General features: G+C 64.5%; 28 protein-coding genes. 19 read left to right on the top strand and 9 right to left on the bottom strand.

Features of this window, described 5'->3' with window-relative positions; translation table 11 throughout:
• Window positions 1–83: 83 nt before the first annotated feature.
• From ACIA8C_RS01670 to ACIA8C_RS01650, 5 genes are read left to right on the top strand one after another with little or no spacing between them, the layout of a single operon-like run.
• The gene (locus ACIA8C_RS01670; protein ID WP_397130316.1) at window positions 84–1,286 is read left to right on the top strand and encodes a TauD/TfdA family dioxygenase; all 1,203 of its coding nucleotides are present in this window, start codon (window positions 84–86) and stop codon (window positions 1,284–1,286) included.
• The gene (locus ACIA8C_RS01665) at window positions 1,258–2,268 is read left to right on the top strand and encodes an ornithine cyclodeaminase family protein (RefSeq protein ID WP_397130315.1); all 1,011 of its coding nucleotides are present in this window, start codon (window positions 1,258–1,260) and stop codon (window positions 2,266–2,268) included. The genes ACIA8C_RS01670 and ACIA8C_RS01665 overlap by 29 nt, the downstream gene beginning before the upstream one ends.
• Window positions 2,259–3,659, top strand: coding sequence for an alanine racemase (locus ACIA8C_RS01660; protein ID WP_397130314.1), 1,401 nt, complete (start codon window positions 2,259–2,261; stop codon window positions 3,657–3,659). The genes ACIA8C_RS01665 and ACIA8C_RS01660 overlap by 10 nt, the downstream gene beginning before the upstream one ends.
• A 29-nt stretch (window positions 3,660–3,688) precedes the next feature.
• Window positions 3,689–4,723 (top strand): PLP-dependent cysteine synthase family protein, encoded by a 1,035-nt coding sequence (locus tag ACIA8C_RS01655; RefSeq protein ID WP_397130313.1) that lies wholly within the window; start codon window positions 3,689–3,691, stop codon window positions 4,721–4,723.
• An 8-nt stretch (window positions 4,724–4,731) separates the two neighbouring features.
• Window positions 4,732–6,144 (top strand): MATE family efflux transporter, encoded by a 1,413-nt coding sequence (locus tag ACIA8C_RS01650; protein ID WP_397130312.1) that lies wholly within the window; start codon window positions 4,732–4,734, stop codon window positions 6,142–6,144.
• A 42-nt stretch (window positions 6,145–6,186) separates the two neighbouring features.
• On the opposite strand, the gene ACIA8C_RS01645 is transcribed toward ACIA8C_RS01650, so the two are convergent.
• The 3 genes from ACIA8C_RS01645 to ACIA8C_RS01635 form a co-directional block, all read right to left on the bottom strand.
• A complete protein-coding gene (locus ACIA8C_RS01645) occupies window positions 6,187–6,762 on the bottom strand; it encodes a TerD family protein (RefSeq protein WP_150402134.1) in 576 nt (191 codons plus the stop codon).
• 77 nt (window positions 6,763–6,839) lie between these two features.
• Window positions 6,840–7,331: a hypothetical protein gene (locus ACIA8C_RS01640; RefSeq protein WP_397130736.1), complete on the bottom strand. Its 492-nt coding sequence runs from the start codon at window positions 7,329–7,331 to the stop codon at window positions 6,840–6,842.
• A 121-nt stretch (window positions 7,332–7,452) separates the two neighbouring features.
• Window positions 7,453–7,905, bottom strand: a complete 453-nt coding sequence (locus ACIA8C_RS01635; RefSeq protein WP_397130311.1) for a flavodoxin domain-containing protein — start codon at window positions 7,903–7,905, stop codon at window positions 7,453–7,455.
• 649 nt (window positions 7,906–8,554) lie between these two features.
• Between ACIA8C_RS01635 and ACIA8C_RS01630 the strand changes: the two genes are divergently transcribed.
• Window positions 8,555–10,018 (top strand): stealth family protein, encoded by a 1,464-nt coding sequence (locus ACIA8C_RS01630; protein WP_397130735.1) that lies wholly within the window; start codon window positions 8,555–8,557, stop codon window positions 10,016–10,018.
• Here the strand turns inward: ACIA8C_RS01630 and ACIA8C_RS01625 are convergent.
• The 5 genes from ACIA8C_RS01625 to ACIA8C_RS01605 all read right to left on the bottom strand — a co-directional run bounded on the left by ACIA8C_RS01625 (window position 9,966) and on the right by ACIA8C_RS01605 (window position 14,042).
• Window positions 9,966–10,919, bottom strand: a complete 954-nt coding sequence (locus tag ACIA8C_RS01625; RefSeq protein ID WP_397130310.1) for a phosphodiesterase — start codon at window positions 10,917–10,919, stop codon at window positions 9,966–9,968. The two genes, ACIA8C_RS01630 and ACIA8C_RS01625, sit on opposite strands and share 53 nt — an antisense overlap.
• A 260-nt stretch (window positions 10,920–11,179) precedes the next feature.
• Window positions 11,180–12,274, bottom strand: coding sequence for a glycerol dehydrogenase (locus ACIA8C_RS01620; protein WP_397130309.1), 1,095 nt, complete (start codon window positions 12,272–12,274; stop codon window positions 11,180–11,182).
• A gap of 128 nt (window positions 12,275–12,402) precedes the next feature.
• A complete protein-coding gene (locus tag ACIA8C_RS01615) occupies window positions 12,403–12,900 on the bottom strand; it encodes an NUDIX hydrolase (RefSeq protein ID WP_397130308.1) in 498 nt (165 codons plus the stop codon).
• 54 nt (window positions 12,901–12,954) lie between these two features.
• Window positions 12,955–13,161: a DUF397 domain-containing protein gene (locus ACIA8C_RS01610; RefSeq protein WP_397130307.1), complete on the bottom strand. Its 207-nt coding sequence runs from the start codon at window positions 13,159–13,161 to the stop codon at window positions 12,955–12,957.
• Complete coding sequence (locus ACIA8C_RS01605) at window positions 13,158–14,042, bottom strand: helix-turn-helix domain-containing protein (protein WP_397130306.1); 885 nt, start codon at window positions 14,040–14,042, stop codon at window positions 13,158–13,160. Before ACIA8C_RS01605 ends, ACIA8C_RS01610 begins: the two co-directional genes overlap by 4 nt.
• Window positions 14,043–14,259: 217 nt before the next feature.
• On the opposite strand from ACIA8C_RS01605, the gene ACIA8C_RS01600 reads away from it, so the two are divergent.
• The 13 genes from ACIA8C_RS01600 (at window position 14,260) to ACIA8C_RS01540 (ending at window position 24,001) form a co-directional block, all read left to right on the top strand.
• Window positions 14,260–14,718: a DNA-directed RNA polymerase subunit beta gene (locus ACIA8C_RS01600; RefSeq protein WP_397130305.1), complete on the top strand. Its 459-nt coding sequence runs from the start codon at window positions 14,260–14,262 to the stop codon at window positions 14,716–14,718.
• A gap of 50 nt (window positions 14,719–14,768) precedes the next feature.
• Window positions 14,769–15,140, top strand: coding sequence for a DUF4254 domain-containing protein (locus ACIA8C_RS01595; RefSeq protein WP_397130304.1), 372 nt, complete (start codon window positions 14,769–14,771; stop codon window positions 15,138–15,140).
• 170 nt (window positions 15,141–15,310) lie between these two features.
• Window positions 15,311–15,892, top strand: coding sequence for a DUF3558 domain-containing protein (locus ACIA8C_RS01590; protein ID WP_397130303.1), 582 nt, complete (start codon window positions 15,311–15,313; stop codon window positions 15,890–15,892).
• A 34-nt stretch (window positions 15,893–15,926) separates the two neighbouring features.
• Window positions 15,927–16,403 (top strand): hypothetical protein, encoded by a 477-nt coding sequence (locus ACIA8C_RS01585; RefSeq protein WP_397130302.1) that lies wholly within the window; start codon window positions 15,927–15,929, stop codon window positions 16,401–16,403.
• The gene (locus ACIA8C_RS01580; RefSeq protein WP_397130301.1) at window positions 16,400–17,629 is read left to right on the top strand and encodes a hypothetical protein; all 1,230 of its coding nucleotides are present in this window, start codon (window positions 16,400–16,402) and stop codon (window positions 17,627–17,629) included. Before ACIA8C_RS01585 ends, ACIA8C_RS01580 begins: the two co-directional genes overlap by 4 nt.
• Before the next feature lie 64 nt (window positions 17,630–17,693).
• Window positions 17,694–18,461 carry an ESX secretion-associated protein EspG gene (locus ACIA8C_RS01575; RefSeq protein ID WP_397130300.1) on the top strand — a complete coding sequence of 256 codons (768 nt, stop codon included), beginning with the start codon at window positions 17,694–17,696 and terminating at the stop codon, window positions 18,459–18,461.
• Between the two features lie 196 nt (window positions 18,462–18,657).
• Complete coding sequence (locus tag ACIA8C_RS01570) at window positions 18,658–19,242, top strand: hypothetical protein (protein ID WP_397130299.1); 585 nt, start codon at window positions 18,658–18,660, stop codon at window positions 19,240–19,242.
• Between the two features lie 162 nt (window positions 19,243–19,404).
• Window positions 19,405–20,679, top strand: coding sequence for a hypothetical protein (locus ACIA8C_RS01565; protein ID WP_397130298.1), 1,275 nt, complete (start codon window positions 19,405–19,407; stop codon window positions 20,677–20,679).
• Window positions 20,680–20,744: 65 nt separating this feature from the next.
• On the top strand, window positions 20,745–21,122 hold the full coding sequence (locus ACIA8C_RS01560) for a hypothetical protein (protein WP_397130297.1): 378 nt from the start codon (window positions 20,745–20,747) through the stop codon (window positions 21,120–21,122).
• A gap of 14 nt (window positions 21,123–21,136) precedes the next feature.
• Window positions 21,137–21,664 (top strand): hypothetical protein, encoded by a 528-nt coding sequence (locus tag ACIA8C_RS01555; protein WP_397130296.1) that lies wholly within the window; start codon window positions 21,137–21,139, stop codon window positions 21,662–21,664.
• A 176-nt stretch (window positions 21,665–21,840) separates the two neighbouring features.
• Entirely contained in the window at window positions 21,841–22,368 is a 528-nt protein-coding gene (locus ACIA8C_RS01550; RefSeq protein ID WP_397130295.1) for a hypothetical protein, read from the top strand.
• Window positions 22,369–22,754: 386 nt separating this feature from the next.
• On the top strand, window positions 22,755–23,303 hold the full coding sequence (locus ACIA8C_RS01545) for a hypothetical protein (protein ID WP_397130294.1): 549 nt from the start codon (window positions 22,755–22,757) through the stop codon (window positions 23,301–23,303).
• Window positions 23,304–23,386: 83 nt separating this feature from the next.
• The gene (locus tag ACIA8C_RS01540; RefSeq protein ID WP_397130293.1) at window positions 23,387–24,001 is read left to right on the top strand and encodes a peptide deformylase; all 615 of its coding nucleotides are present in this window, start codon (window positions 23,387–23,389) and stop codon (window positions 23,999–24,001) included.
• On the opposite strand, the gene ACIA8C_RS01535 is transcribed toward ACIA8C_RS01540, so the two are convergent.
• Window positions 23,995–24,627 carry a MazG family protein gene (locus ACIA8C_RS01535; RefSeq protein ID WP_397130734.1) on the bottom strand — a complete coding sequence of 211 codons (633 nt, stop codon included), beginning with the start codon at window positions 24,625–24,627 and terminating at the stop codon, window positions 23,995–23,997. The genes ACIA8C_RS01540 and ACIA8C_RS01535 overlap by 7 nt on opposite strands.
• Between the last annotated feature and the right edge of the window lie 110 nt (window positions 24,628–24,737).

Below are 24,737 nucleotides of genomic sequence, written 5' to 3'. Positions count from 1 at the left end.
GCTTAACGCGCCGAGACAAGATAGCTTCGCAGATCGACGTCAACTTTTGCTTTTTCGACCGATGCGAAGAAGGGAATATCCCGGTGAAAGGCGTTCTCTCCGAACGTAAGACGCTTCACCCACTGGATATCGAACGCCGTGAACTCCCCGCCGCCGCTGGGCGTGCGGTGCGTGAGCTCGCGCGAGAGATATCCACCACCCTGCATACAACGCTGGGCGACGAAGCCGCGATGGCCGCCACGCTCACCGATCCGGCCCTGATCGCGCAGATCGACGCCAGGTTCACCGAATTACCCGCCGACGTCCGCCGCACCGTGCGTCCGCCCGCCACCGCGGCAGGCGCGACCATCGTGAGCAAGCTCCCGCTCACCGATGACGAATTCGGCCCCACCCCGCCGAGTTGGCGCGAGGCCGCCGAATGGAGCGGCACCGCCGCCCTGCGCGCCCACTCGTTCGAGCTCGATCTGGTCATGCTGCTGCTGGCGCGTTCCGCCGGTGAGCCGTTCGGCTGGCAGGGCCAGCAGGGCGGACGGCTGGTCAACAACATCCTGCCCTCGCCCGGCCACGAGCACGAACAGTCCGGCGCGAGCAGCGCGACCCTGCTCAGCCCGCACTCCGAGGACGCCTTCCACCCCGAGCGCGCCAACCTGCTGATGCTGGCCTGCCTGCGCAATCCGGACATGGTCGGCACCACGGTGTCCTCGGTCCGGCGGGTCGAGCTCACCGCCGGCCAGCGGCGACTGCTCAGCGCGCCGACCCTGCCGATCCTGCCCGACGTCTCGTACGGCGCTGGGCACGAACGGTATTCGGCCGCGCCGCTGCCGACGCTGTGGAGCTCGGCCGGACCGGACGAGACGACGCTGCGCTACGACCCGGCCTACACCCCGCTCGACGACGCCGACGCCGAATTCCGCGCCGCCTACGCCAGGCTCAGCACCGAGCTGGAACGCGTCTGTGTCACCGCCGCACTGGCGCCCGGCGAGGTCTTGCTGGTAGACAACGATGTCGCGGTGCATGGTCGAGTACCGTTCACCGCGCGTTACGACGGCACCGACCGCTGGTTGAAGCGGGTGAACGTGCGCCTGCCCGATCGACCGCGGCGGGCCGAAGAGGCCGACGAGAATGGGTATGGGCAACGGATCGTCGCCCCGTTCCGAGCAGCAGTGAATTCCGCGTTCGTGTCCGGCGGCCGCGAACCAGCCCGTACGGACGGACACCGGGAGGATCATCCGGTGGCGACAGAGCGGGAAGCAGCACATGATCGAGGACCCTTTGAACACCCGTGACCGCAGCACCCCGTTACGGGTGCTGAGCCGAAGCGACCTGGCGGGCGTGCCGATCACGCCCGGCGATGTCGTGCGCGCGGTCGAAGAGGCGTATCTTGCGTTCGCCGCGGGCGATTCGGACAACCCGCGCAAACTCAGCGTGGCCAACCCGGACGGCTGGTCGGTGTCCTACGCGATGCTCGGCCGCGACGGTCGCCGCCGCGTGGTCGCCATGAAGACGTCGTACAAGTTCGACCCCGGACACGACCGCAGCACCAAGCGCTACTACACGACCATCACGCTGTACGACGACAGCACGGGTGCGCCGATCGCGATGATGGACTGCTCCCGGGTCGGCGCGCTGCGCACCCCGGCCGTGTCCGCGCTGCTGGTGCGCGAGACCGTTCGCCGCGGCGCGGAGAGCGTGCTGTTGATCGGCACCGGCACCCAGGGCCGAAACGCGTTGCCGCACTTGCTCGCCGCGAACCCGCAGCTGCGCAAGCTGATGCTGTACGGCACCCATCCAGAGGGGCTGGACGCGGTGCACCGGCACCTCGCCGAGTACTACCCGCACGCGCTGCTCGAAACGGTCGAAGACCCGAAGGTCGCTGCCGCCACCGCCGACGTGGTGCTTGCCACCGCCGGTCCCGGCACCGAGGTGGCGCTCGAATCCAGCGATCTCGCACCGGGTTCCACGGTGGTGCTGGTCGGTTACGGCCTTGCCCCGTCCACGCTGGTCGACGCGGACCGGGTAATCGCGACCAGTGCTGAGCAAATGGGGTTGACCGGTACCGACATGGCCGGGCCGGATGGGACGCTGCGTGCGGTGGACGCGGAACTGCCGCAGATCCTGAGCCGTCGCGCGGTCGCGCGCCGCTCGGACGACGAGCGCATCTTCGTCTACAACAGCGGGCTCGTGCTGACCGACATCGCCGTCGCGCACGCCCTCGCCGAGCGCGCCATCGCGGAGGGCCGTGGCACGGAGGTGCCCCTGTGGGACTAGACGGCGGCGGGGTCGGGGTGACGCGCGGTTCGATCAGCGCCGCCCCGGTCCCGGCGTACCTGGACGAGTGGGTGCGCCGCGCGTTCGACGACCCGAATCTGCTTGGCGAGATCAGTTTTGCGCTGCGCGGACCGTTCCACGTCGTGTACCCGCCGCTGGTGGGCCGCAATATCCAGGGTTTCCGCACGGTGTTCGAGCAAGCGGGGATCGATGGCGTCGTCTACTACGGCAAGAAGGCGAACAAGTCGCCCGCCGTCGCCCGTGCCTGCGCGGAACATGGTGCGGGCGTGGATGTTTCCAGTACCGGCGAGCTGACTGCCGCACTCGCCCAAGGTGTTCGCGGCGACGAGCTGATGGTGACCGGGCCGGCGAAGTCCGACGACCTGCTCTGGCTCGCCACCCGGCACGGCGCGCTGATCGCCGTCGACAACCTCGGCGAGCTCGAACGTCTTGCCGCACTTGGCACCTCGGCTGCGCAGGCCAGGGTCGTGCTGCGGGTACTGCCCGCCGCGTCGGCCAGCCGGTTCGGCATGACCGACGCCGAGATCGACCAGGCGTTGACCGCACTCGACGGCCGCGAATCGATCCGCCTGGAGGGCTTCAGCTTTCACCTGTCCGGCTACGACGCGGTGGCGCGAGCCGAGCTGGCCTGCGAGCTGATCACCCGCTGCCTGCACGCGCGGGCCCTCGGCCACCCCGCGACGACGCTGTCGATCGGCGGCGGATTCGGCGTCGACTACGTGCCCGCCACCGCGTGGACGGAGTTCACCGAACACGTCGACCGGCAGTGGTTTCACTCGGGCAAATCGTTCGACTCGTACTACCCCTATCACTTCCCGGCGCCCGGCCCTGCCATGCTCGCCGCCATCCTCGAACACGACGGGCTCGCACAGCGGTTGCGCGACAACACCATCCGGCTGGCGATCGAGCCGGGCCGGGCGCTGCTCGCGCACGCCGGGTTCACCGTCTTCCGAGTACAGGGCAGCAAAATCCGGCACGCCGACGGCTCGCCGTATTGCCTGCTCACCGTCGACGGCACGAGTTTGAGCCTGTCCGAGCAGTGGTTCGACAGCGAATACCTGCCGGACCCCCTGCTGTGGCCCGCGCGGCCGGGCACCCCGACGCCGACCAGCGTCGGCGCCGCCACCTGTCTCGACTCCGACATGCTCAGCTGGCGCCGCATTCCGCTACCGCGTGCCGCCGCAGCCGGCGACCTGCTGATCTACCCCAATACCGCCGGTTACCAAATGGATTCCAACGAATCCGCCTTCCATGACCTGCCGATTCCGCCGAAAGTGGTGCTGCACGACGCGCCGGTGCTCACCCACCGCGCAGGCTCCGCCAGCTGCCATCCCCCAGGCAATCGGTTCCGCTGGACGCTCGACGGCTGACACCCACCACCTGACTGAGGAGAAACTCCATGCCGCTCGTCACGCGCGTGACGGATCTGATCGGCCGCACGCCGCTGTTCGAACTGGCGGCGACCTCGACCGGCACCCGGTTACTGCTCAAGCTCGAGCAGTTCAACCCGACCGGCGCGGCCAAGATCAGGATGGCCCGCGAGATGGTCCTCGATGCGGAGCGTCGTGGTTTGCTGAGAAGTGGCGGGCATATCATCGAGTCGACGTCCGGGAACACCGGACTCGGTCTCGCGGTAGTAGCTGCCGAACGTGGGTATCGCTTTACCGCAGTGGTCGATCATCACGCGTGTAAGGACAAGTTGCGGGCTATGCGGGCAATGGGTGCGGAATTGGTGTTCGTCGCCGACGACGGCGACGACAACCTGGCGACCTCGGCGCGGGAAGACCTGGCCGAGGCGATGGCGGCGGCGCGGCCGGACGCGTACTTCACCGAGCAGCACAACAACGACGCCAACGCGGTCGGCTACTACGCGGTCGCCGACGAATTGCTGGACGACGTGGAGCGGGTCGACATCCTGCTCTCCTCGGTCGGCACCGGCGGTTCGCTGTTCGGCACCGCGACCCGGCTGCGCCAACTCGGTTGCCCGGCACGGGTAATCGGCGTCGAGCCGGTCGGCTCGATCGCGTTCGGCGGCGAGGGCGGCCCGTACTGGCAGTCCGGCACCGGCACGCCGCCCGGCGCCACCATCGGCACCGCGGTGGACTACTCGCTGCTGGACGAGGGCGTCAAGGTGACCGACGTCGACGCCTTCGCCACCGCCCGCGCGGTGGCCGCCGAGCTCGGCCTGATGATCGGCGGCTCGGCCGGCGGCTCGGTGCATGCCGCGCTCAGCCGCCTCGACGAATTCCCGCCCGGCTCAACGATCGTCACCCTGGTCTGCGATGGCGGCGAGAAATACCTGGACACGGTCTTCGACGATGCCTGGATGGCCGAACGCGACCTGCTCGACCCCGCCGCCGAAGCCGAGGTACGAACGATGCTGCGGCACTTCGCCCCCGCCACCCGCCCCGCCGAACTCGTGCCTGCGCGATGAAGCGCCCGGTGAATTTGTCGGGCTATCGTGCGGACAGTCGGCGGCTGACCGCGCTTGCCACGCCGATCGCGATGACGCAGTTGGCGCAGATCGCGGTGTCCACCACCAACATTGTGCTGATGGGCACGCTCGGCGTGCAGCAGGTGGCCGCGGGCGGGCTGGCGATCGCGCTGTTCAATCAGATTCGCACCATGTGCGTCGGGCTGATCACCGCGAGCGGCAATCAGATCGCCACCGCGGTGAGTTCGGCGGGTAAGCGTGGCGAATCCCCCGATGATGAGATCAAAGATGTGCTGCGGTCGAGCTTCCTGATCGCCACGCTCGCCGGAATCGTCGGTGGCGCACTGCTCATCGGACTCGGCTGGGCCCTGCAGTGGCTCGGCCAGGACGCGGGCGTGCTGGCCGACGCGCGGCCGTTGATGGTCGCGCTCGCGCCAGGTCTGTTGCCGTGCTTGTGGTTCCAAGTGTTGCGGCAATACACGGTGGGCATGCAACGCCCACAGGCGCTGCTGCTGGTCACGCTCGGCTCGGTGGTGCTGAATCTGGTACTGGCCCTTGCCTTTATCCATGGCCGCGCCGGAATGCCCGAGCTCGGCCTCACCGGTATCGGTGTGGCGACCTCGCTGGTCTTCCTGATCACCTTCGCCGTGTTCTGGGCGATGGTGCGGCGCGATACCCGGCTAGGCGCGACGCTGCCGGTGCGGCCGTGGCCGGTGCGGCGCTCCACTGTTCTCGCCGAGCTGCGGCTCGGCGGGCCGATCGCGCTCACCTATGGCTCTGAGGCCGGCATGTTTTCGGTGCTCGCCCTCGTCATGGGCAGCATCGGCCCGGCGGCGCTGGCCGCGCACAACATCGTCTACCAGATCATCTACATCGTGTTCCAGGTCGCCATCGGCCTGTCGCACGGCGCGTCGATCCTGGTCAGCCACGCCGTCACGCGCGACGAGTATCAGCACGCGAAGGCGCTGGCCTGGCTGGCATTGCGCCACGTCGCCATCGTGGCCGCGATCACCGGTGCGGCGTACGTGATCGCGCCCGATCTCGTGCTGCGTCCGTTCCTGAACTCCAACGACACCGACACCATTCAGATCGCGCACACCCTGCTGCTGATCGGCATCGTGCTGCAGTTCTTCGATGCCGCGCAGAACATCGGCACCGGACTGCTGCGCGGGCTGAAGGAGACCAACGCGGGCTTCCGGCTCTCGGTCATCGGTTATTGGTGTGTCGGCCTGCCGGTGGCTCTGCTGCTGGCCTACCCTGCCGGCCTCGGCGCGGCGGGCGTCTGGTGGGGTCTCACCGCGGGCTTGGCCACCACGGCGGTCCTCATGCTCCGCCGGTACTTCGCGCTGCTCGACAGCAGGGAACGCGACCGCCCGCCGGTGATCACAGCGGCGCCGGAAAGCCTCAGCAGCCCAAGCTGATCCACGGCGCCGCGGGAATTCGCGGCGCCGTGCTCGTCGGGATCAGATATGCACGCCGTAATCGCGGGCGATACCCGCGAGCCCGGAGGCGTACCCCTGGCCGATGGCGCGGAACTTCCACTCGTTGTTGTGCCGGTACAGCTCGCCGAACACCATCGCGGTTTCGGTCGAGGCATCCTCGGTGAGGTCGTAGCGGGCCAGCTCCACGCCGGTCGCCGCGTCGGTGACCCGGATGAACGCGTTGCGGATCTGCCCGAACGACTGGCTGCGCGCGTCGGCGTCGTGGATGGAGACCGGGAAGAAGATGTTGGTGATGGTCGGCGGGGTGGCGCTGAGGTCGACGTTGATCACCTCGTCGTCGCCTTCGCCCTCGCCGGTGAGATTGTCGCCGGTGTGCTCGATCGAGCCCTCCGGCGAACGCAGGTTGTTGTAGAAGACGAAATGCTGATCGGACAGCACCTTCAGGTCGGGCCCCGTGGCCAGCGCACTGGCGTCCAGGTCGTAGTCGGCGCCCGTGGTGGTGCGCACGTCCCAGCCCAGGCCCACCGCGACCTTGCTCAGGTTCGCTGCCTGCTTAGACAGCGAAACATTTCCGCCTTTGGCCAATGTGACGCTCATGAGTCCCTTCCCTGCGGCCCGGTCGCGCCGCCTTCATTCCCGATTATTGTCGTGAGTCCCGGAATCGTTATGCGGGTTCAGTTTTGGTCGTTTGCCCAGGTATGCAGGACACGCACGCGGCCTTCCAGGGCGTGCAGTTCAGCCGGGTCGAGCACGTTGCGCTGGATGCCGTTGGCCACCGCGAAGGCCGACTGCCGGTGGTCGTCGATCGCCTGGACATCGATCCGGACCGCCACGTAGTCGGCGGCGTCGGGCATCTCCTCGGCGATGACCCGCGCCGTGCCCCGCGCGCACAGCGCGACATTGCCGCCGCCGAGGATCAGCAACGCCACCTCCGGGCGTTCGCGTAATCGGGCGAGCGAACCCCGATCGAACTTGAGACTGATCAGGATCTGCCGATCGCCGGCCCGCACCGGCCAGGACACCGGGATGGCGTGCGGCCCCGGATCGGTGGTCACCAGCACCGCGATCGTCTCCTGGGGCCATTCCGGTAGCACGTCCAGCTCGGGATGATCGCCGTGATCTGTCGAGTGGTCTTGACGTTGCACGTGGCTCGCTCCGGCTACCATCTTCGTCACCTCATGGATCGTCGAGCGCGACGGGCTGTGCCGCGCTTGCTAGCAGTCTAAAGTGCTGGGCCGCTTGTCCGCTGGCGCTGCACCCTATGTCCGGACTGCTCTCAGCGGACTATCAGGCCGAGGCGAGCGCGGGTATCGGCAGCGTGGCCGCCCAGTCGCGGGCCATGTCGCCGGCCCGGATTTCGGTCGACGCGTCATGGCGTGCGTGCTCGCCGATCTGGCTGGCGCCGCACTCGATCAGCCGCTCGGCCGCGATCTCGCCGCCGCGGTTGAAGGTGTCGCCGTAGATGCTGTCGCCGAGGCCGAAGACCGCGAAGCTCAGGCCGGTCAGATCGGGCGCGGCCGCGGCGAGCTCGTCGAAGAACGGTTCCGCGCCGGTGGGTAGGTCACCGTCGCCGTAGGTCGAGCACACGATGACGTGGAAGTCGTGCACGTCGAGGTCGTCCACGGCGAAGTCGCCAAGGTCGTACACCGAAACATCGTGCGCGCACAGCGCGTCGGCGACGCTGTCTGCGACGGTTTCGGCCGTGCCCATCTCGGATCCGAACAGAATGACGACGCGCACAGCGGTGCACTCCCTTCTCCAAAAGGTTGGTGAGGCTAGCCTAATTAAATTGCCTCTTCGTCGCCACTCTCTCGCCGTCCACGGCTGGGCCGGGCATGATGCCTGTCACGGCAACTGACCAGCCCATTCGCCGCGAGACAGCCGAGAACAGCCTCCTGACCGGCCATTACCAGGCCAAGCGCGGCCCTCGGGGCGCACAGACGGCCCCAGAGGCAGCGGAACGGCAGCGGGTGGGACGGAGTGTCCCGATTGACGAAATGTCACCGTCGATGCATCATTCGTACAGTCCCCATTGTTGTCTGGGACATCTTCTCTTTGCCGGCCGATGATTGTCCGGCCCAGCGTGCTGTCTCCCGTGCGCACGCTCGGTCGTAGACTCGCCCGCGCGCACGGTTGCGGCACACCCATCTGACGCTATGCGTTCTGCCGTGAGTGAGGTGAAAACGAATGGTTTACCTGTCGTCTACATACCGAGTGATCAATTCGTTCCTGCGCTACGGCATCGTGCCCCACTTCTGAATGCGACCGCGCCGGGCGCGGCGCTACACAGCCGACGGTGCGTCCGTCGGCCGTGCGGCCGCTCGGCTCCCTGCGCGGTGCCTAGGTAGTTGGCCCCAACGGAGCACGAACGAATGTGGAGAACAAGCTGATGATGGACATGGGGGCAGTGAATCCCGCAGCGGTAGAGCTGCAGACCCGGCCGATGGCGGGCAATCTCGTCGTATCAACCTCGATGATCGAGGATTTGGGCTATCTGCGCGCCGAGCTCGCGGCGGCGGAGGTGCCGTTCCTGCTGGTGCGCGACCGCGGGCAGCGGCTCGTACTGGCCACCGACGCGGCACATCACCTGATGGTGCGCCGGGTGACGGCCGGCGCGATCGCCGCCGGCTTCGCGTGTGAAGAGGTGCAGCACAACGTCTTCCGAATCGGGCGCGACAGCGATCCGGCGCATCGGGTCGACCTGGAGCTGTGGCAGTACCACGGCGACACGGTCGAGTGCCCGCGCCCGAACGCGTTGACCCGCACCATGTTCGACCTCGCCGATGTCGAGCAGACGCAGGTGCTGCTGTTCGATCGAGCCTGGCCGACCCTGGTGGACATGTTCGCGCCGCAGCCGAGCGACGTCAGCTTCGACATCGACCTGGTGTTCTCCTGGGTGGACGGTTCGGACCCGGAGTTCCGGGCCCGCCGCGCGGGCATGCTCGCGCAGGTGGTCGTCGGCGAGGGTGACGACGCGGACGCGCGCATCCGGCAGATCGACGAGCTGAAATACGCACTGCGGTCGGTGGACAAGAACGCGCCGTGGATCCGGCGGATCTTCATCGCCACCGACTCCGCCACGCCCGCCTGGCTCGCCGACCATCCTCGGGTGACGATTGTCCGTGCGCTGGACCACTTTTCGGACACCAGTGGGCTGCCGACCTTCAATTCCCATGCGGTGGAAAGCCAGTTGCAGCACATCGAGGGGCTCAGCGAGCACTTCCTGTACTCCAACGACGACATGTTCTTCGCGCGTCCGGTGCGTCCGTCGATGTTCTTCACCTCGGCGGGCATCAGCCGATTCATCGAGGCGGACACCAGGATCGGGCCCGGCCGCAACAACGAACGGCGCAGCGGCTTCGAGAACGCCGCGCGGGTGAACCGGGAACTGCTCGCCGAGCGGTTCGGGCACATCATCTCCCGGCATCTCGAGCACACGCCGGTTCCCTTGCGCCGCAGCGTATTACTGGAGATGGAAGACGAGTTCGCCGCCGACTTCGCGCGGACCAGGGTCAGCCGATTCCGTTCGGCCACCGACATTTCCGTCACCAACTCGCTGTATCACTACTACGCGATGCTGACCGGACGTGCGGTGCCGCAGGAGACGGCGAAGGTGCGCTACGTCGACACGACGAGCCGCAAGGGGCTCTCACTGCTGGACGGGATCGCGCGGAAACGCAACGTCGACTTCTTCTGCCTGAACGACGGAAGTTTCCCCGAGATCTCCGAAACCGAACGGGTGCTTGCGGTTTCGGCGTTCCTGTCGCGCTACTTTCCGGATCCGGCGCCGTGGGAGCGGCTCAGCGCACCGGCTCGTCGTCCGATTCCGGAGTCGTCGCCCGGCGCCGCATGACATGCGGGATGCGCGCGGCGGGCGGGATCACGATCCCCTCCGCCGCGAGCGTCTTGGCCGCCTCCGCCGTGGTCGACGGGTTGCCGACCGTCGCGCCGCGGTCGATCGGGACCACCGAGTGCACCACGGTGTCCGGATAGATGTGCACGTAGTTGAAGGCCTGCGCGCCGTCGCGACCGCGCTGGCCGCCCTGCTCGACGCCGAGGTCCTGGCTGTAGCAGGTCGCCGACGCCACCGAGACGGGGATGCCCGCGAACGTCGCGTTCGTCGAGAAGTGCAGGTGACCGGCCAGGATGGCGCGGACGTCGCTGCCGTCGAGCACGTCGGCCAGCTTGCGCTGGTCGCGCAGCTCGACGGTGACCGCGAGGTCGAGCACGCAGGGCACGGGCGGGTGATGCATGGCCAGGATGGTGCCGAACGGGGCCGGTTCGGAAAGCACCGAACGCAGCCAGTCCAGTTGTTCGTCGGAGATCTCGCCGTAATGGTGGCCGGGGACAGAGGTGTCCAGGGCGATGATGCGCAGGCCGTCGATCAGGTGGACCCGGTCCAGCGGCGCGGTCGAGGCGCGCTCGCCGAGCAGCTTGCGGCGCAGCAGACTGCGGTCGTCGTGGTTCCCCGCGACCCATACGATGGGCGCTGGCAAACTTCTCGCGAATGGCTCGATGAGCGCCTTGAGCTTGTCGTACGCCGCGGGCTCACCCTTGTCGGTGAGATCGCCGGTGAACACGATCGCGGTCGGCTGGATCCGACTGGCCGCGGCCTGCTCGAGTAACTGGCGTAATCGCTGGTCCGCGTCGACGTCACCGTATAGATCGCCGTCGCCGGCGATCACATGGGTGTCGCTGAAGTGGAACAACACATGATCCGGTCGCGGGTGCTCCGCGACTCTGCTGATGTGCACCGGACCGAACGTCCTCCCCGGCGGTTTGCCCGCCATTGGCTTCGGGTTCCACCGCCAGAATAGCGAAGGACTACTGACAGGTTTCCCGACGGACGGTGACGACATGCTTGCGGGAAGGTGAGGTTTCTATGTCGAAATCCCGCGGAGGTGCTCGGACGTTAACCGGATGGTGGTTCGTTAGTGACGCGGTTCATAGGGATCGGCGTGCATAGCACACCAGGGGGCGCGCCTTTCGGCGTTGGATTTATGCCGCTCGTAGGCTAGTGCGCTCGGCCGATGGCGTCGGCGGCCCGGATGGCGTCGATGGTCATCGCGGCGTCGACGGCGAAGGGTTCGTTGTGCATCGACTCGTTCGGCGCGGTGGCGCGGGTCGCGATCGCGGCCAAGGTCGCTTCGTCGGCGTCGGCCAAGCCCAGCGCGGCGAGCGTCGTCGGCAAGCCGACCTCGGTGCAGAAGCCGAGAACCGTGTCGATCTCGGCGGCGGGCGCACCCTCCAGCACCAACTGCGTGATGACGCCGAAGGCGACCTTCTCACCGTGCAGGAACTCATGGGTTTGCGGTGCGGCGGTCAACCCGTTGTGCACCGCGTGGGCGGCGGCCAGACCCGAGGATTCGAAACCGAGACCGGACAGCAAGGTGTTGGCTTCCACGATCCGCTCGAACGCCGGAGTGATGGCGTGCTCGCGCACGGCGGCCAGCGCCTGCGGGCCATCGGCCAGCAGCGTGCGGTAGCAGAGCTCGGCAAGGGCGGTCGCACTGCGCGTGGACGCGCCACCACGCAGATTGCGCACCTGCGCGGCGGAGCAGGTGCGCGCCTCGAACCAGGTGGCGAGCGCGTCACCCATGCCGGCGGCGAGCAGCCGCGCGGGTGCCTGGGCGATGACGGAGGTGTCGACGAGAACGAGCGCGGGGTTGCGGCGCAGCAGTTGGGAAGTCTCGACTTCGCCTGCGTCCGTGTAGATCACGGACAACGCGCTGCACGGGGCATCACTCGACGCGGTGGTCGGACAGCTGATCATCGGCAGTCCGAGATCATCGGCGACAACTCGCGCCGAGTCGAGCACCTTTCCGCCGCCGGCACCCAACACCACGGTGCTGCCGTTTTCCCGCACGCCAGCGGTGATCCTGGCGATCTCCGCCCTGGTGCACTCCCCGTTCGAAAGATGCACGGAGTAAGCGATTTTCGCGTCCGTCAACGACCGATCCCACGCCTCGGTCAGCAACCGCTGCGCGCTTCGCCCCGCCACGATCGTGACCGGCCCGCCGATCCCGAGCCGCGTCATCTCCGCCCCGAGTTGTTCGGTCGCCGCGCGGCCCTGCACGTAATGCCCCGGCGAAGAAAACACACTCAACATCCGAAACCTCCCGATCCCGGGCCGAATCCGGTGCAACCACAGCCCGACCGCCGTTATTCGTTCCGCTCAACGCTACCCGCACAGGTCATCGTCGATCGGGAGTCACACATCGACCGGCCAACGCGGCGCTAAGTCGTCAGAAAGATCAGCTCATCGGGCGGCCCGGACACCAGCAAGTCACTCAGCAACGATCGCAAATCCCTGGGCACCAGCCGATCACCGGTCGCGCTCATCTCATCCAAGGTCCACCAGTGGTGGCCCTTGACCGTCTCGCGCTCGTTCTCGGTGAAACCCGAGGTGTCGACGTCGAAACTGTCTACCCGGACGAGAAAGTAGTGCTCCCGGCAGTCGTACGAGACGCCGCCCCACGAGGCAGTCGCCCGCCGCCGCCACACCTCCGGGCCCAACTGGACATCGGTGAGTCCGGTCTCTTCCCATGCCTCCCGGACCGCCGTCTCCGCCAGCGTCTCGCCCTCTTCGATCCCACCGCCGATCGGATACCAGTAGCGGTGGCCGTCGAAGTCGTCGTGACTGGCGAACAGTAGGAGGCGGTCCTTGTCATCGACTAGTAGTAGGCGGACGCTGGTGCGCGCGACTGGTTCGACTTGCTCGGCTGTCGGCTTCACGGAGCCCCCTTCTCGGTGGGCCGCGAGAGTCGAAAGTTCCTGCGGCCGAGCCGGTTACGACCGGTTGAACTCGCCAGTGGTGATGCGGGCGGTGAAGGTGTCCCACTCGGTGGGAGTGAAGACCAGTGCTGGGCCGGTGGGGTTCTTCGAGTCGCGGACGCCGATCAGGTCGCCGTCGAGGAAGGCGACCTCTACGCATTCGCCGCCGCCGGAGCTGTGACTACTCTTGAACCAGTCAGCGGTGGTGAGCTCGACATTCATACTGCAAACTCCTTCGCTGTCCGCCGCAACAGAATCCGTGAAGCCGCAGCGTCGAGCGCTGCCTGTCGTATTGCGTGAGACGCCGCGCGGTACACCCTCGTGTCTTGGTCTCTTTCAAGGTACATGTCGCCAGTGCACCCCTCGATGTAAACGACAGTCGGGGAACCCACCTTGTCGTTGGCATCAGTACCAAAGTCCAGAATCACGTACGGTCCGACTGGAGTGCCGATCGGAAATCCCGCTTGGAAGGGAAGGATTCGGACAGTCACGTTGTCCCGCGTGCTGGTATCGGCGAGGTGCCGAAGCTGACCGGACATGACCTTCCGAGATCCCACCAAGGTCCGCAGTACCGATTCGTGCAACACCATGTCGACGGCTACCGGTTGGGCACGGCGCTCGATCATGCTCTGACGCTTGATCCTTAGCTGGACCCGCCGATCCAAGTCTTCGTCCGATTCATCCGCGAAGTAGATGCGGTCAAGTGCACGAGCGTATTCCGCAGTCTGGAACAGGCCGGGGACTAGGTCCGGCCGGAAGATGGTCAGCGAAGTGGCCACAGATTCGAGCTCGACGTACATGTTCAGGCTCTTACGAATCACATCATCGAACGTATGCCACCAACACTTCTCGTCGGATTGCCCGGCCAGTGCAACCATTGCCGCCGTCATCTCGTCGGCGAATTCGTAGATGCGGCACAGCTCTCGGATATCGAGCTCGCGGAGCGCACTGCCACCTTCCCCTTTCTCGATGCGAGAGAGCTTGCTCTTGCTCCACTGCATCATGGTTCCAACCTGCTCGAGGGTCAGGCCGGTCGCATTGCGCCCGTCACGGAGATACCGCCCGAGCTGGCGCCGTGGGAGAGTCGAGCCTCCATCAATCATGTCACGCCCCCTACTGTCGTCTTGTCTTGGGAAACAAGCGGTCTCAGGGTGGCACTTCCTCTGGGAATTCGGAGCACTTTCCGGAGAATTCTCGCCACGGGATTGTTGTCTGACCATTCGATGATGTTCTTGTTGTGCGCCGGTCAGGAATAGAGCAGGAAATCAAAAGTTCCTGACTGGCGCATTCCAAAACAACCAATTGCAATGCGAGGTTCCCATGAACAATGTGGCGTTCGCGGATACACCCACCACCCGATGCGCCTATTACCGGCGAACTTGCGGCCTCCCAGCCGGAATCCACCCGGAAATCGGCCGTATCGTCATCAAGGCCGGCCTCGTCGGCGGCATCACCATGCCCGCCGCACTCGGCCAGCGAGTACGGGACGACCTGCTGCACAGGCGATTCACCCTCGGGCCGATCGTCGCGCACATCCGCTCGCGTCGCTGGACCTACCTCGTGCGCCCCGACCTACCGAACGACATCCGCCTCGCCCCCGACCTACTGCACCTCAACGTCTCGATCGTGCCCTTCGGCGGCGAAATCGCCCTGCCATCCCCCGCTGACGGCCCCGCATACCGGCAATGGGTGATCCCACCTCGCGACACCTTCCGCCCGTCCGGACTGACGATCATCGCGGCGGTGCAGGCCTGCGCACACCGGGAGCCCCTCCGTTGAACAACCCGTTCCCCACGAAAAACCAACTGCTACAAGCATGTCGAGGTGAAGTGCCGACCGACCACCCGTTACTCCACACCGCCCGCACCCTCACAGTCCTGCACGAACATCGACTCTCCGAGGATTGCTGCGCACACGAGGAAACAGACCGGCAACGCACCGACCTGATCCACTCCATCGACACCTGGATCGACAAACAACTACCGCCCTCCCACGGCGCTGCCTCGGTACACACAGAAACCGTCGGCGAGGTGATCGACCGCCTCGCCCAGTTCACCGCCGCCGCCTACGCCGCGCTCATCAGCGCCTGCGAATGGGATCTCTGGGACGCGTGGGAGCGCCTCGCAGAACTAGCAGTCGGATACGAAGATCTCGCCACCGATGTCCGCTCAGGCCGTCGCCGACTGCCAGGCTGCCACTAGACTCGATCGCCGACGACCCCTGGCCAGTACGAATGTCGACCACCATCTGTTCGTAACACTCGGGTTGCTTGCAGTCGCTTCGAGCCGAGCGGTAGGGTCTGCCCCATAGTTATGGGGGGAGGGCATACCCCTCATACTCATGTCGTCAGCTGGCCGCGAAGGGGACGCCGATGTTGAGCAAGGGAAATAAGCTGCGCGCGATAACCCTTGCTTTGGGTGTGACGCTCGCTCTGGCGGGATGCCAGGACGGCAAGGACGGCCCGCCGAGCACGTCGACTTCAGGCAAAGCGACCAGCGCCACCGCGCCATCCTTGGCTGCGGACGTGCCGCACGGGTTCGATCCGTGCACCGGAATACCAGCTGATGTGCTGGCCTCTGAGAATCTCAAGGCCACCGGGCGCGCTGACACGGACGCGCCGGGAGGGGTTATGTGGAGAGGTTGCGGTTGGGTTGTCCGCGGCGGGGGCGGTTATGCAGTAGCCATCACGGCATCCAACCTCACCCTCGACATGGTGCGAGCCAAAAACTTCAGGGATACGAACGAGTTCACCGCTGGCAGTCGCCGAGCCATATCTACCCACCAGGCCAGCGACGACGAAGCATGCGTAGTCAACGTGGAGATGAAGGGCGGAAGCCTCGACTTCTCTCTGGATAATCCGAAGTCGAATCCCGCCACCGGCAATATAGATGCTTGCCAACTGGCCCGGACGCTCGCGGACAAGGTCGCACCGAGTATTCCAGCGAACGCGTGACGATCGGCTGAACCAATTCAAGGGGAGGAAAACGATGGCCGATCAACCGGCGCCGAGCCCGCTCGCAAGTCTTATCACCGAAGCCAAAGACGGTCGGCTGGCGGTACGCATGGACCCAGAAGGTTTCGCCAAGCTCGATCGTGAGTGCACGGACTTCCAAGAGACGATCCGAAAAATCCAGCAGAGCATGAGGGACATCGGCCGAATCGGTACCTGGGGTTTCGGCGATCATCCCGGCTCCACGCTGACGTCGGCACCCACGATGGCCAACCGTTTCCGTGCGAAGGCCAGTGATCACCCAGGCGGCGACGATTTCAAGACAGTGCTCGAGGAGCATTGGCGCGCCGTCGAGGACATCCGCCAGCTACACGCCGCCATCCGCGACCGGTATATCGCGCAAGACACCGAATTCGCAGCCCGATTCAAGGCGGAGATCGCCCGGCTAGACCAACTACCCGACCGCAACGGCCAACCCGGCGTCACCGGCCCGATCCCTGGAGACAACAAATGACCGGGACCGAGCCGCCCCAGATTCCCCCTCGCACCGAAAACCCAGAGGGCTTCCGGCACACGGAGATCCGCGATGCCTTCGCACCGGTCGAAACCACCACTGCCAACGACGCCGCCACCAAATACCTACAGGCGCAGCAAAAGTGGACGCAGGGGTTGGACACGTTCCGCCAGCGCATGATGTCGTCCATCGCCGAGTCGTGGGAAGGTCAAGCCGCAGAGGCTTCGAAAAAGGCGATCATCAACTACACGACGAAAGCCGACCAGCTCACCAGCACGTTCAGCTCGGTCAGCAAGATCATCACTGACACCGCCCAGGCTGCCGTTGACGTCAAAACGGGGATACCCGAACGCAAAGACAACCCGCGTTGGTACGACCACAACGCTTGGCCATTCTTCCGCTCCCGCTTTGAAAATAAGCGGGATGATGCAGAGGAAGAAGCCCGAACCATCATGCGCACCTACTACGTCGATGGGTTAGCCCAGGCCGATAAGTCGCTGCCGGTATTGCCACGCCCGGTCGATCTCGTCCAGCAATCCGACGTCCCTCCCGTCGTCCCCGAAACCCACCCCTCCGGCACCATCAACAACCCGGTCGATCCGAAGAACAACACGGGCCAGCCCAACCAGCCAGGCCAAACTCCTGACGACCAGAAGAAGGACGAGTCCGGAAACCCCACGGAGGACAAGTCCACCTCCAATCAGCCCACTCAGAACCAGAGCACGACCGACCCGTCGAAACAGCAGACAACCGCGGCGAGCACCACCGCCGCCGACACGACCGCACCGAAATCTCCCAGCTCCACCACGCCGACATCGCCGACCACCACGCACCCGACAACCCCGGGCGTTCCGACGGGTCTCACCCCGCGAAGTCCTGGCAGTCCCGGGAGCACCGGCAGTCCTACGAAGCAACCAGCAAGTCCGGGCCGAAGCATTCCCGGCACCGCTGGCAGCCCGGGTGCGACCGGCAGGCCAACGGTCCCCGCCGGCGCCACCGCAGCTCGCGGCGCGGCAGGCTCCCCCGGCATGATGTCCCCCGGTGGCGGCCGTGGAAAAGGCGAAGACGACTCCGAACACCAGTCGCCCGACTATCTCAAGACCGACGAGAACACCCTCGAACTCCTCGGTGAAACGCCTCCGACAATTCCGGGCGGCGTGCTCGGCGCGAGGTATGCCGCGGCCCAGGTAAAGCCCGCAGAGGATCCACCCGGCACCGATCGATAGTCGATCGACTGCACCGGACGAGAACAAAGCTACTGCGCTACCCGCATTACTGAATGGATCACACATGGCTGAATGGACTTGGGAACCAGACGATTTCGCCGCCCTCTGGTACAGCGACGCCAACGACCGCTTCCCACGCCCACTGCACTACCTCAGCCGCTTCCGCTACCTCGAAGATTTCGACGCGCATCGCCAAAAGGTCTGCAACAGCTACTCCTTCGACGAAATGGAACAGATCCGTCTCGCCATCCACACCCTGACAACCTCGGACATCCGCATCGAAATCCTCGGCGGCACAACACGAACAAAGAACGCCGCGGTCCGCCAGTACCGCCTTCTCGCCGCCCGCAATCCCCAGCACGCCGTCGTTCTCTCCCAATCCGTCATCGACGATACCGACGGCCCGATCCGCCTGCGCATGTGCCGCCACGAACACCTCCCCACCCGAATCATCAATTGGCTCTTACCCGCCAACCCCGGCACCCAGCCCCCAGCCACCTTCCACGCGGACGACACCAAACCACCCCGCGACGGCCACTACACCGAAGACACCAGATCCACCCCCCGCGAACGCTATCGCCGCCTCCTCGGCCGCCCCTCCGACGGCGGCGGCAGCGCCGCCCTCTACACCGGCTCAATCCTCGACCGTACCGAACCCTGGGAAACCTTGCAGTGGTACGACATCACCGACGACGGCCGCTACACCGAAGTCCGCAAAATCGACCAGATCAAGATCCGCCCCACCGCCCCCCAAGACCTAGCGGCCCAGTTCTCCGCCTGGATCGATAAGGCTGTGCAACGGCTCAGGGAGGACGAAGACGATGCCTGGTAATCGCTGCTCGAAGTCCGTTATACAGCACATTCTTTCGCTCACCGTGGTCGTCGCATCCCTGTCAGCACTCACATTGTCAGCTGGCTGTGGCCAGGACTCGGACGCGCCGCAATCGCCGCTTACCTCAACCGCCCGGTCGACCGCCGGATCGAGGGTACCGAGGCCGACGGCGCCACCCGGTCTCTCTCTGATCGAATTGCCGCCCCCCAAGATCGACGTGCCGCCGGGAGCGGACCAGCCTATCGCCACCAAATACGGGCTCACCTATGAGATTCCGCCAGATTGGGCGAACGAATACAGCGTAGTTACCGGCTGGGAAAGCGATCGTGGAGAGATCAGTCGATACAGCACGGCCGCCAGGTTCGGTGCAGGCTACTGCCCCGAGGATAAATTCGAAGGTCTCGCGGTAGCCGGTGCCACCGGACGCAACGGAGTCGACCTCGACACCGCTGCTCGCGACCATGTACATCTCGCCGAGCGGATCTTCGCATCGAGCGGTGAACGGTTCAAGCCCAAGGTCCAGTACGTGGGGCCGACGCAAATCACGGTAGCTGGCCGCCCCGCCGTGCGATACACCGCGATCGTGACCGACGTGCCGAAGGAAAGAAAGTGCGGGCCACCGACCGCGCTCTTCGACATCGTCGCCACCCCCGGTTACGCCACAGCCGAGGTCATGATCCTGATGATCGAATTGCACCAAGGCCTGCCCGGCACCCTCGATCCGACAGTCACCGATCGGATCATCGCATCCCTGCGCCCGAGCGAAGGATACGGCGGATGATCACACAGGTTTCGCAAGTCGGCAAGTTACTGGATCCATCAAGGTAAAGCCTGAATGTCCATTATGGGGGGTAGAGAATCACTGACATCGAATCAGAAACAACAACCATGAACCACCGACTATTTAAAATAGAATCATAATTGAGGGGACCGGTCTTCATTCATGTTCAAAGTAGAACCGAAGGACTTGTTCGGCGTTGGAAATGTAACCAACATTCTGGGACTGTCCGAGCGGGAAGCGGCGATGTTGGCAAGGGCTCCCCAGAGCTTCTCCTACAAAGGCGATGGCGGGTTCGATGTGCCCGGATTGATCTCGGTTGTCGGCATCGATAAGGCTGTCTCGGAATTTTCGGCGGCGATGGAATCGCGACTCAACAGTCGAATCACTGGGCTCGACTACATCTCATATGAGCTCAAGCGTGCGGCATGGCGATACACCGCTCAGGACCACGCTGCCGCAGACAAACTCGCCGAGTCGCATTCAAAGATTGAAAACTATGGCGGATACAATGGGTTACACGTCGACCCGATGACAGACGCTACCCCATTCTCCCCCGGCGACCACCCGGACACCGAAGTACCGGCTCCACGCACAACCGACATTCGCGCCGCGATCGATCAAAGCAAGGGCATCCTCACCGAAATCGACCAAGCCGTCCGAGAAGTTACCGCGTGGGTTAGTAAGCATGTAGTGGATTTTGCCGGCGAAAAGGGATGGAGCCCGCTGGAACAGGTAGTGGGGCCACTGGTTGGAAACTGGGCGGAGCTGGAACGGGCAGGCGAGTGCTTCAAGAAAGCTGGCGCAGCATCGGAAACAGTCGCCGCGAGTCTCACTGCGAGAAATTCCGATCTAGCCCACACCTGGCAGGGTAAGGCTGCGGACTCATATCAAGATTTCGGCGGTCGACTCGCTAAAGCGATGGCCTGGGAGGGCCCCATCGGCCGGATATCGGAAGCCGTGCTCAGTGCGATGGTGGACAAAGCAATGGCGGCCATTGTAGATCTACTGAACTATGTGAACAAGAAATTCAAAGAAGAAATTGTCGACCAGGCTCTCAAGTTCATTCGAGACTCTGCAATCACGGCAGCGATTCCAGGCGTCGGCTGGATGGCCGCAGCAGTCAGGGGCGCCACGAAGGCTTATAACCTCGGCATGGCTATCTTTCATATTTACGAAGAAGTCACAGCAATGATCGATAAGATCCAAGAGATGATTCGTTCCGCTAAAGCCGTACTCGAGGTGCTGGAGAATCCGGAGGCAGCTGCGGAAAAGGAGATCAACCAACGTGTCGACAAAGTCAAAGAGAAGGTCGACAAGGCGGACAAGCTTGCTGGCCTGGGCCAGGACATTATAAGCGCCGGAGATATCACGGCGATAACCAGAGCGCCGAAGGATAAATACGCTGCAGCGACCGGTGCGGAAGCGTGGGCGGACTAATGAAAATAGACAGGGGCGATATACCGCCCGGGGCAGAGGCAGCAGTCCGGCGTTTCCAGAATGCGATGGCGGACGTCGCAACGCAGGCGGCACGATTGAGGCGACTAGCAGACGAACCGATCGAGCCGTTCGCGGGTGTCGACGAGGCGCGTCTGAACGCGATGGCGCGTATGCCGAGCGCGTCCCCCGAACTGGCCGCAGCCGCAGCCGCGATCTCACGCGGCGAATGCACTTGGCGCGAGATCGTGGAAGGGCTCCGACGACAGCCACCAGAGATTGTCAACCTGATCGACGAGAAGATCCCGTTCGCCTTCGCAACCGGTCGGCTCGCCCCACCCGGCGCACCTTCCTGGGATAGACCGCAGCCGACTTTCGACAGTAATAGGCACCCATACGACGACTTTGACGATGAAGACCAAGCCCCGGACAGCTGGCTCGAATGACGAAGGAGTCGTTGGTGCACAAATACACTGCGTTGGTTGCGGCCGTTGCCGTAGGCACCCTGGTCGCCGGATGCGGAAGCGATACGGCGACCGAAAAGGACTGGCGGAGCATCGATCCCTGCGCCCTGGTGGAGCCTGGCCAGATCTCCCAGATCGACTACAGCGGACCGAGTAACCCTGAACCCAACAAACCGGAACGCTCCAGCGAACAGAACGGAGTCAGGTGTACGTGGGGCGAAATCCCGCCGGTTCTATCGATTTACATTTTCAGCCTCCCGGATCGCGATGTCGTCAACTCAACGCCAATTCCGGCGTGGGCTGTGGTTCGTGAGCTCGACATTGATGGACGGAAGGCCACGGTCTCAGAGGAGCGGGGTGGCAGATGCAGTGTGCGGATGGTGTTCCGCGACGCAAACATGAACGTCGTGATTGCTCCGGCCACAGACAAGCGCACAGTGGATCTAGACGACAAATCGCATGCCAGTTGCGATGCCCAGCTACCACTCCTGAAATCGATTCTGGCCAAAGCCAACCTGCCCTGAGCTCAGGCTTCTGGCCATCCGGCGGCATTGCCACGGCTGTGGCATTGTCGACGTTCGTAGCGAGTTGAAGAATATCTCTAGTCACCCGAATGGATTCCCTCAGCAGAACGGAAAGATCATTGGCCGAATTCTGTCTCGACTCAATTCGAATCCTCAGGAGATTGGAAATTGGCAGGGTGACCTACATCAAAATTGGCGCCATTCTAGCAATTATTGTCGCCCCCGCGGTAGCGACGAGTTGCAGCTCGTCAAAAGATCCTGGCGGCAATACCACGGCGGCGGCCCCATCCACCACACAGTCGATCCTCGCTGAGTGCTATCCGACGCGGTCTATCGATCAGCCCGACCCAGCGGCATTCGCAACTGCGCTCCAGCTGCCGCCCCGTATCCAACTGTTCAGCGTAAAAGCCGATGACGCGATCAGTGCGCCGGGAAAGAAGGTTGTCTACGTCGACCTCTGTGTGCCCGACACAAGAGATCCTGATTCGCTTCGTTCAGTCGCGACTGACATCGCGCATACACTGAAAAAGACTGAACTGGGTAGACGTACAGCTGTGCTATACGTCACCGACGCAGGCACACGTGCGGTCACGGCCGATAAGTCGTTGGAAATAGTCGATCGCGAATTTCAAACTCATCCGTGGGATGGCACACCTTCCCCCGCCTCCGAGCTGCAAACATGGGAAATCGCCCGAGCAGGTTGATTCTCGAATACGGTCCAGCGGATATCAGTATCGGTTGGCAACGCCCTGAACCTCGTCAGACGAGCCGATCGAGCCGTTTGCGGGTGTGGACGAGGCGCGTCTGAACGCGATGGCGCGTATGCCGAGCGCGTCCCCGAACTGTCCGCGGCCGCAGCCGCGATCTCACGTGGCGAATGCACTTGGCACGAGATCATGGAAGGGCTCCGACGACAGCCACCGGAGATTGTCAACCTGATCGAGGAGAAGATCCCGTTCGCCTTCGCAACCGGTCGTCTCGCCCCACCCGGCGCACCTTCCTGGGACAGACCGCAGCCGACTTTCGACCGCAATCGGCACCTTTACGACGACTTTGACGATGAAGACCAAGCCCCGGAAAGCTGGCTCGAATGAAGGAGTTGTTGGTGCACAAATACAGTGCGTTGGTTGCGGCCGTTGCTGTAGGCACCCTGGTCACCGGATGTGGAAGCGATAAGGCAACCGAGAAGGACTGGCGGAGTATCGACGCCTGTGCCCTGGTCGAGCCCGAGCAGGTCTCCAAGATCGACTACAGCAGACCGAATCACCCTGAACCCCCGACACCGAAACGCGCCGACGACCAAGACGGGGTCAGATGCAAGTGGAACAGCGATGTCCTGCCGGTTTTGTCGATTTCCATCTACGACTTCCCGGACCGCGACGTCGTCAACTCGACGCCACCTCCAGCATGGGCCACACCGGTTCGTGAACTCGACATTGATGGGCGGAAGGCCAAGGTCTCCGAGGAGAAGGGCGGTAGGTGCAGCCTGTGGATCGTGTTCCGCGACGCCAACATGGACATCCTGATTGATCCGGACAGTGGAAAGACCACAATAGATTCAGAGGACCGGTCGCATGCCAGTTGCGATGCGCAGCTACCACTCCTGAAATCGATTCTGGCCAAAGCCAACCTGCCCTGAGCTCAGACTGCTGGTCATCCGGCGGCATTGCCACGGCTGTGGCATTGTCGACGGTCGTAGCGAGTTCGAGGTGGGAGTGGGCAATGGCGACGCCGGTTGAAGGTCACGATGCGGGTGGTTTGCGGCGTCGGGTCAGGGAGTTGTTGGAACGGGTTGGTGATGGTGTCGCGCCCATAGTCCAGGTTGATGATCCGGGGCTGCGAACTGTCGCGCAACGGTATGAGGGGCAGCTGGACGAGAAGGATCTGTCGGCGCTTGTCGAGCTGATGCGGCGGACGATGCATGCGGCTCCCGGCGTCGGGTTGGCCGCTCCGCAGATCGGTCTGCCTGTGCAGTTGGCGGTGATCGAGGACTCGGCTGCGGTCAGCGACGAGATCGCTACGACCCGCGAGCGCTATCCGCAGGAATTCCTGGTAATCGCCAATCCGACGTACACGCCCTCTTCACTGCGAACCGCTGACTTCCCCGAGGGCTGCCTGAGCGTCACCGGATACCACGCGGTGGTCCGCCGCCACGCCGATGTCACGCTGCGCTTCACCGATCTCGGCGGAACATCCCGGCTCGCGGAGTTCAGCGGGTGGCCTGCCCGCATCGTGCAGCACGAGACGGACCATCTCAACGGCGTCCTCTATGTCGACAAAGCCGAACCCGGCACACTCACCGAGATCGTGCATACGCCGCCCGTCTCGCCTCAGTGAACCCAGTACTTGTGCCAGTCGTCGCTGGAGAGCGGAAGTCGTTCCCCGCGATCGGATTCGGCGGCGTCCTCGGTGGCGCGGATGGCGGCGGCGAAGCTGAGGGTGGCTTTGCGGAGGCGTTCTTCGGCGCTGTCGTTGCCACCGAGGTGGACGACCTGTAGGTCGGTGGGGATCAGGTCTTCGGGCAGGCCCGCTTTGCTGCTGCGGTCGCGGATCTTTTCGGCGAGGGCAAGGGCGGGTTGGGCCATGGCGATTCCGTCCAGGCAGGAGCGGCGGGACTTTTCGGCGGATTTGCGTTCTTCCCAGGCACTTTCCTGCGCCGCGATCTTTTCCTCGAGGGTGGTGTCGGCGGCGAATTGGGTGTCGCGGAGGTAGGGGCTGCGGTTGACGAGTTTGGCTACCAGGGCGGCGGCTACGTCATCGACGGTGAATTCGCCTGCCGCTTGGGCGATTCGGGAGTGGAAGAGGACCTGGAGCAGGAGGTCGCCCAGTTCTTCTTTGATGGTGTCCGCGTCGTTGTGCTGGATGGCGTCGAGGAGTTCATAGGTTTCCTCGAGCAGGTAGGGGCGCAGCGAGTCGTGGGTTTGGGTTACTTCCCAGCCGCCGAAATTCCAGAGGCGGTCCATGACTTCGACGGCGTTGGTCAAACCGGCTGCCACCACCGCGGTATCGGACGGAATCCCGTTCGACTGGCTGGCTGCGGCGTGGCGGGCGGCACGCAGAACTGCCTCGTCGC

It is taken from the genome of Nocardia sp. NPDC051321 (genome assembly GCF_044455225.1).
Lineage (GTDB): Bacteria > Actinomycetota > Actinomycetes > Mycobacteriales > Mycobacteriaceae > Nocardia.
The sequence above is the reverse complement of the archived record's forward strand: the minus strand, read 5'-3'. Positions and strand labels throughout refer to the sequence as shown.

Coding starts and splice junctions, on each gene's coding strand:
- ACIA8C_RS01665 (WP_397130315.1), top strand. CDS start 1,258: ATGATCGAGGACCCTTTGAACACCCGTGACCGCAGCACCCCGTTACGG.
- ACIA8C_RS01655 (WP_397130313.1), top strand. CDS start 3,689: ATGCCGCTCGTCACGCGCGTGACGGATCTGATCGGCCGCACGCCGCTG.
- ACIA8C_RS01645 (WP_150402134.1), bottom strand. CDS start 6,762: ATGAGCGTCACATTGGCCAAAGGCGGAAATGTTTCGCTGTCTAAGCAG.
- ACIA8C_RS01640 (WP_397130736.1), bottom strand. CDS start 7,331: ATGGTAGCCGGAGCGAGCCACGTGCAACGTCAAGACCACTCGACAGAT.
- ACIA8C_RS01630 (WP_397130735.1), top strand. CDS start 8,555: ATGATGGACATGGGGGCAGTGAATCCCGCAGCGGTAGAGCTGCAGACC.
- ACIA8C_RS01620 (WP_397130309.1), bottom strand. CDS start 12,274: ATGTTGAGTGTGTTTTCTTCGCCGGGGCATTACGTGCAGGGCCGCGCG.
- ACIA8C_RS01610 (WP_397130307.1), bottom strand. CDS start 13,161: ATGAATGTCGAGCTCACCACCGCTGACTGGTTCAAGAGTAGTCACAGC.
- ACIA8C_RS01605 (WP_397130306.1), bottom strand. CDS start 14,042: ATGATTGATGGAGGCTCGACTCTCCCACGGCGCCAGCTCGGGCGGTAT.
- ACIA8C_RS01600 (WP_397130305.1), top strand. CDS start 14,260: ATGAACAATGTGGCGTTCGCGGATACACCCACCACCCGATGCGCCTAT.
- ACIA8C_RS01590 (WP_397130303.1), top strand. CDS start 15,311: ATGTTGAGCAAGGGAAATAAGCTGCGCGCGATAACCCTTGCTTTGGGT.
- ACIA8C_RS01585 (WP_397130302.1), top strand. CDS start 15,927: ATGGCCGATCAACCGGCGCCGAGCCCGCTCGCAAGTCTTATCACCGAA.
- ACIA8C_RS01580 (WP_397130301.1), top strand. CDS start 16,400: ATGACCGGGACCGAGCCGCCCCAGATTCCCCCTCGCACCGAAAACCCA.
- ACIA8C_RS01575 (WP_397130300.1), top strand. CDS start 17,694: ATGGCTGAATGGACTTGGGAACCAGACGATTTCGCCGCCCTCTGGTAC.
- ACIA8C_RS01565 (WP_397130298.1), top strand. CDS start 19,405: ATGTTCAAAGTAGAACCGAAGGACTTGTTCGGCGTTGGAAATGTAACC.
- ACIA8C_RS01560 (WP_397130297.1), top strand. CDS start 20,745: ATGGCGGACGTCGCAACGCAGGCGGCACGATTGAGGCGACTAGCAGAC.
- ACIA8C_RS01545 (WP_397130294.1), top strand. CDS start 22,755: ATGAAGGAGTTGTTGGTGCACAAATACAGTGCGTTGGTTGCGGCCGTT.
- ACIA8C_RS01540 (WP_397130293.1), top strand. CDS start 23,387: ATGGCGACGCCGGTTGAAGGTCACGATGCGGGTGGTTTGCGGCGTCGG.
- ACIA8C_RS01535 (WP_397130734.1), bottom strand. CDS start 24,627: ATGGACCGCCTCTGGAATTTCGGCGGCTGGGAAGTAACCCAAACCCAC.